The 2,500-nt window shown below is 49.1% G+C and carries 1 tRNA gene and 2 rRNA genes (1 of these 3 cut by a window edge); all 3 read right to left on the bottom strand.

Annotated features, from left to right (window positions below):
- Nucleotides 1-1,599, bottom strand: a 23S ribosomal RNA gene (locus tag LXO72_RS10065) (it extends 1,302 nt beyond the left edge of the window).
- 129 nt (nucleotides 1,600-1,728) lie between these two features.
- Nucleotides 1,729-1,801: transfer RNA gene (locus tag LXO72_RS10060), tRNA-Ala, on the bottom strand.
- A gap of 53 nt (nucleotides 1,802-1,854) precedes the next feature.
- Nucleotides 1,855-2,500: ribosomal RNA gene (locus tag LXO72_RS10055) — 16S ribosomal RNA — on the bottom strand; the annotation flags it as partial.

Below are 2,500 nucleotides of genomic sequence, written 5' to 3'. Positions count from 1 at the left end.
TTCTTGGCAGTGTGACATCACTAACTTCGCTACTAAACTTCGCTCCCCATCACAGCTCAATGTTATAGAACTAAGCATTTAACTCAATTCACACCTCACTGCTTAGACGTGCACTTCCAATCGCACGCTTTAGTTAGCCTACTGCGTCCCTCCATCACTACATACTCTAGTACAGGAATATCAACCTGTCGTCCATCGGATACACCTTTCGGTCTCTCCTTAGGTCCCGACTAACCCAGGGCGGACGAGCCTTCCCCTGGAAACCTTAGTCTTACGGTGGACAGGATTCTCACCTGTCTTTCGCTACTCATACCGGCATTCTCACTTCTATGCGTTCCAGCACTCCTCACGGTATACCTTCTTCACACATAGAACGCTCTCCTACCATACCATTAAAGGTATCCACAGCTTCGGTAAATTGTTTTAGCCCCGGTACATTTTCGGCGCAGGGTCACTCGACTAGTGAGCTATTACGCACTCTTTGAATGAATAGCTGCTTCTAAGCTAACATCCTAGTTGTCTGTGCAACCCCACATCCTTTTCCACTTAACAATTATTTTGGGACCTTAGCTGGTGGTCTGGGCTGTTTCCCTTTCGACTACGGATCTTAGCACTCGCAGTCTGACTGCCGACCATAATTCATTGGCATTCGGAGTTTATCTGAGATTGGTAATCCGGGATGGACCCCTCACCCAAACAGTGCTCTACCTCCAAGAATCTTAATGTCGACGCTAGCCCTAAAGCTATTTCGGAGAGAACCAGCTATCTCCAAGTTCGTTTGGAATTTCTCCGCTACCCACAAGTCATCCAAGCACTTTTCAACGTGCCCTGGTTCGGTCCTCCAGTGCGTTTTACCGCACCTTCAACCTGCTCATGGGTAGGTCACATGGTTTCGGGTCTACGACATAATACTAAGACGCCCTATTCAGACTCGGTTTCCCTACGGCTCCGTCTCTTCAACTTAACCTCGCATCATATCGTAACTCGCCGGTTCATTCTACAAAAGGCACGCTCTCACCCATTAACGGGCTCGAACTTGTTGTAGGCACACGGTTTCAGGTTCTATTTCACTCCCCTCCCGGGGTGCTTTTCACCTTTCCCTCACGGTACTGGTTCACTATCGGTCACTAGGGAGTATTTAGGGTTGGGAGATGGTCCTCCCAGATTCCGACGAGATTCCACGTGTCTCGCCGTACTCAGGATACTGCTAGGTATAAAGACTATTTAAAATACGAGGCTGTTACTCTCTTTGGCCTACCTTCCCAGGTAGTTCTTCTATAATCTTTAAGTCCACATTGCAGTCCTACAACCCCGAAGAGTAAACTCTTCGGTTTGCCCTCCTGCCGTTTCGCTCGCCGCTACTAAGGCAATCGCTTTTGCTTTCTCTTCCTGCAGCTACTTAGATGTTTCAGTTCACTGCGTCTTCCTCCTCATATCCTTAACAGATATGGGTAACAGGTATAACCTGCTGGGTTCCCCCATTCGGACACCCCCGGATCTAAGCTTACTTACAGCTCCCCGAGGCATTTCGTCGTTTGTCACGTCCTTCTTCGGCTCCTAGTGCCAAGGCATCCACCGTGCGCCCTTATTAACTTAACCTTATTAACCTAATTTCTTAAAAAATTAGAAAACTCATTAAATATTCACAGCGTTTTCGGTTTATTTTCTTGTTACTATTTGATATAGATATTCAATTTTCAATGTTCATCCTTGGTGATCTCTCACCAATGGAGCCTAGCGGGATCGAACCGCTGACCTCCTGCGTGCAAAGCAGGCGCTCTCCCAGCTGAGCTAAGGCCCCACAAGACCTCTCAAAACTAAACAAGACGAACGTGCAGGTTTCCTTATCCTTAGAAAGGAGGTGATCCAGCCGCACCTTCCGATACGGCTACCTTGTTACGACTTCACCCCAATCATCTATCCCACCTTAGGCGGCTGGCTCCTAAAAGGTTACCTCACCGACTTCGGGTGTTACAAACTCTCGTGGTGTGACGGGCGGTGTGTACAAGGCCCGGGAACGTATTCACCGCGGCGTGCTGATCCGCGATTACTAGCGATTCCGACTTCATGTAGGCGAGTTGCAGCCTACAATCCGAACTGAGACTGGCTTTAAGAGATTAGCTTGCCGTCACCGACTTGCGACTCGTTGTACCAGCCATTGTAGCACGTGTGTAGCCCAGGTCATAAGGGGCATGATGATTTGACGTCATCCCCACCTTCCTCCGGTTTATTACCGGCAGTCTCGCTAGAGTGCCCAACTGAATGATGGCAACTAACAATAGGGGTTGCGCTCGTTGCGGGACTTAACCCAACATCTCACGACACGAGCTGACGACAACCATGCACCACCTGTCACCTCTGTCCCGAAGGAAAACTCTATCTCTAGAGTGGTCAGAGGGATGTCAAGACCTGGTAAGGTTCTTCGCGTTGCTTCGAATTAAACCACATGCTCCACCGCTTGTGCGGGCCCCCGTCAATTCCTTTGAGTTTCAACCTTGCG

The organism is Streptococcus sp. XMC, from assembly GCF_021341835.1.
Taxonomy (GTDB): domain Bacteria; phylum Bacillota; class Bacilli; order Lactobacillales; family Streptococcaceae; genus Streptococcus.
Note: the sequence above shows the minus strand (reverse complement) of the source record. Positions and strands in the feature narration are given on the sequence as shown.